The following is a 3,280-nucleotide window of genomic DNA, read 5'->3' as shown; positions in this document are numbered from 1 at the left end:
GATAACTGATAACTGATAACTGATAACTGATAACTGATAACTGATAACTGATAACTGATAACTGATAACTGATAACTGATAACTGATAACTGATTAGGTTTTTGTCCTGAGACTTTGGGCGCTTAGATAAAGTTGCGTCCATTCTTTGACCACTTGTGTGCGTTTACAGTTTAATTCGCCAGCGATTTCCTCAAGGGTTTTACCCGCTTTTAAGCCATCGATAACGCTTTTACCCGTGGGAGAAAGGGCAGCATAGAAACTTTGCCATTGACTGAGAGTTAAGCCAAAATTATGCTCTTTCGGGCTGATTTGTAACCATTCACTGATTAATTCTGTCCCTTCCTTGAGGGCAAAAACCTTAATCGCATGATAGCCAACTTTTTCCCGGAGACGATAAATCCGTTGGACGGGAATATTCATCGCCAAGGCGATCGCATCTTGGCTTTCGCCCCCTAGATAGAGGTTAAACCAAGTCACCGCCTCCGGACTAACATTTTCCTCTAGATACTTAGCAAAACTCTCTTGAACTTTTACCCGGAGAATTTGCGCTTCTTGGCAAGTGCGTTCATCTTCGTAGGTAGCGATCGCATTTTGATCCAGTAAACTTAAGCTATTTTCCCCCTCATCGCCACTAATTTCATCGGAGAGAATCCGGATCATTTCTTGCCGCGGCACATTAGTGATACCGCTTCTCGATTGACGACGGAGATAATTAACAAAACGATAGGCTAACAGGGGTTGATTGCGGATCGGACGCAGAGCGTATTCCTCTAGGGTGGCTAACAGCAGCTGATCGCGAGTAGCTTGATCGGTGGTACAACGAGCGATCCATGCTAACTGGGATTGCAGATAGCGATCGCTATTTAACATCTCTTGAATAATTTCTTGCAAGACATCGGCCACCGCTTGCCGACGATCGCGACTTAAGGAAACCCAAGTGCGAATTTTTTGCCGGAGAGTGACACAAGCGCCGAGACGATCGATCAGGTTACGATAGCCGCGGGTGGGACTAACTTTGAGATAGCGTTGCCGTAAAATTTGCCAAAGATAGACTAATCCCCGTTTAGCGATTTCTAAATCTCTCTCATCTAAATTTTCCCAACGTTGGCTATCTTCACCGAGTAACCAATTGATAATGGTATCCCGTTGGCGATCGGTTAAGGAATCCTCTGTTTGAGAGAGGCGATCTTGCCATTGTTGCCTTAACTCGTCGATTATTGTCGTCATCGAAAAATTGAGTTCCAAACCCCGTCTTTTGAGGACGGCTTTAGTTTGAATATTAGCGCATTTACACGATATATGCTAGAACCTGAGCCATGGAGAAAGCCTATCGCTACCGATTTTACCCAACACCCGACTAGAACGAACTAATCAATTAAGTCTTTTGCCGGATAAGGATTTAGGGCGATCTCGAAGAGTTCCGCTTTGCGGTGCGCATCCCTTCCTAGGGTGTGTTCCCTGAAAACATGACAATTTCAAGGTTAACCAATATTTGGGAACGCACCACCCCTACCATTTATAATTGGGGAACATTCTCCTGTTCATAATTTTCTATTAATATTCCCAACATTTCCATTAAAGAAGCAAGAGGATGATTTTCATTTTCCCCTATTTCATCTATCAAATCATCTAACATAATTACTAATTGTTCATATTCTGATTCGTTGCGAGGGATAAAGAGTATTTGCTTTAAGTTTGTCCAGGCTTGCCGTGTTTTTTATATATCTATCGTCGGCATTTTTTTACTCCTTCCATTTGTTTTTGTCCTATTCAGCATGAGCCTGTAGGGTGCGTTCCCTCAAACCATTGTGGCTTTAACATTAATTTGTATTTGGGAACGCACCACCCCCAACGCTTACTCCCTATTGGGTTTCACTATCATTCAACCCAACCCACAATTGCAGGGTGATTATTCTTTTAATTGTCAGCATCAGGATTTTCAGGTTTGGGGGACTTTCAGGATGGTTTAGTTGAGCGCTGTGATTGATTTGCTGCTCAAAACCTAGGGCTATAGGTGAGAATTTTATCGAAAAAAATCGGGTCTAAAACCTCGCCTTTTAAGGCGAAAAGTTTTGGGAGCGGGGCATAAATCCCCGTTACAAAAACGGCCTCCTGCCCCCTGCCTCCGTTAATAATCAGTCCCGAAAATATTCCCGTTAATTAGCTTTAACTTTCTGCCCGATTGTATCGGCAGTGGTAGTGGAAACCATGGCCGCCATAACTTGTTCCGGGGAAACCGTAAAAGGCAGACGATGAATGTCCGAATTAGGCTGACAGGCAATTGCGGCCGCGTGGCGCAACTGGGCCAGGGAAACATCTCTTAATCCTAAATCCTCTAGGGATTTCGGTAAACCAATTTGTTCATAAAACTGGATTAGTTGCCCCCGGGCCGATACTGCCAATTGATTACCCAAAACTATTTCCTCTAGACGCAATTGGGCGAGAATGCCGTAGGCGACTTTTTCCCCGTGCAGGGCATGATGGCAAGCGGGAATATGGGTTAAACCATTATGAATTGCATGGGCGGCCACGGTACGACAATTAGCACCCCCTAAACCACCAATTACTCCGGCTAATAAAACGGTGGCATCTACCACCTGTTTCCAGTCCTCCCCGCCGATATTTTCCAGGGCTGCCGGGGATTTTTGGAAAAGAATATCCCGCAAAACCCGGGCCTGTTGGACAGCGGCAATGATTAAGGTTTCTGTGCAATGACCGCTACTGACGGAAGCTTCGTACCATTTAGCGATCGCATCGCCAATACCGGCGATTAAGGTTCTTTTCGGGGCAGTTTGGATAATACCGTAATCGAGAATTAATAAATCCGGACAACGGGCTAGGGACAGATCGTAAAGAAACGCCCCCGCATCGGAATAAACGTTAGATAGGGCCGTCCAAGCGGCACAAGTGGCCGCGGAGGTGGGAATCGTGGCGATCGGCAAATGGCACTGATGGGCGAGTAATTTGGCCGTATCGAGGGCCTTGCCGCCACCCACACCGATGATAAAATCTGCCTCATGACTCTTGACAGATGCCTTTAAATATGCTAAGGAATTTTCCGAACAATCGGGGGCGTAACTGTGATAGCTAGGAGTGAGATTTTTCAGGGGAGATGACAAAAAAGCTAAATTGCGATCGCCGCCCACCACGAGGGGACGTTTACCCAAATCCGCTAATTTGCCGGTGGATTCTTCTAGGGCATTGTCACCCCGAATCACTTGTGCGGGGGCGATTAACAGGGGCAAAACAGCGACAGCATTGGACATTTTTTGACAACCTC

At 45.7% G+C, this 3,280-nt stretch carries 4 protein-coding genes; 1 reads left to right on the top strand and 3 read right to left on the bottom strand.

The genetic code is table 11. The annotated features are described in order from the left end of the window. Positions 1–93 precede the first annotated feature (93 nt). Positions 94–1,227, bottom strand: coding sequence for a HetZ-related protein 2 (locus PX481_RS13450; RefSeq protein WP_002757004.1), 1,134 nt, complete (start codon positions 1,225–1,227; stop codon positions 94–96). Positions 1,228–1,316: 89 nt separating this feature from the next. On the opposite strand from PX481_RS13450, the gene PX481_RS29735 reads away from it, so the two are divergent. Next, positions 1,317–1,361, top strand: coding sequence for a helix-turn-helix domain-containing protein (locus tag PX481_RS29735; RefSeq protein WP_110980728.1), 45 nt, complete (start codon positions 1,317–1,319; stop codon positions 1,359–1,361). 155 nt (positions 1,362–1,516) lie between these two features. On the opposite strand, the gene PX481_RS30135 is transcribed toward PX481_RS29735, so the two are convergent. Both PX481_RS30135 and PX481_RS13445 read right to left on the bottom strand, forming a co-directional pair. Further along, positions 1,517–1,684, bottom strand: a complete 168-nt coding sequence (locus tag PX481_RS30135) for a hypothetical protein (RefSeq protein WP_502846643.1) — start codon at positions 1,682–1,684, stop codon at positions 1,517–1,519. 472 nt (positions 1,685–2,156) lie between these two features. Beyond that, positions 2,157–3,266 carry an iron-containing alcohol dehydrogenase family protein gene (locus tag PX481_RS13445; RefSeq protein ID WP_012265683.1) on the bottom strand — a complete coding sequence of 370 codons (1,110 nt, stop codon included), beginning with the start codon at positions 3,264–3,266 and terminating at the stop codon, positions 2,157–2,159. Between the last annotated feature and the right edge of the window lie 14 nt (positions 3,267–3,280).

It is taken from the genome of Microcystis sp. M53603_WE2 (assembly GCF_030065435.1).
Note: the sequence above shows the minus strand (reverse complement) of the source record. Positions and strands in the feature narration are given on the sequence as shown.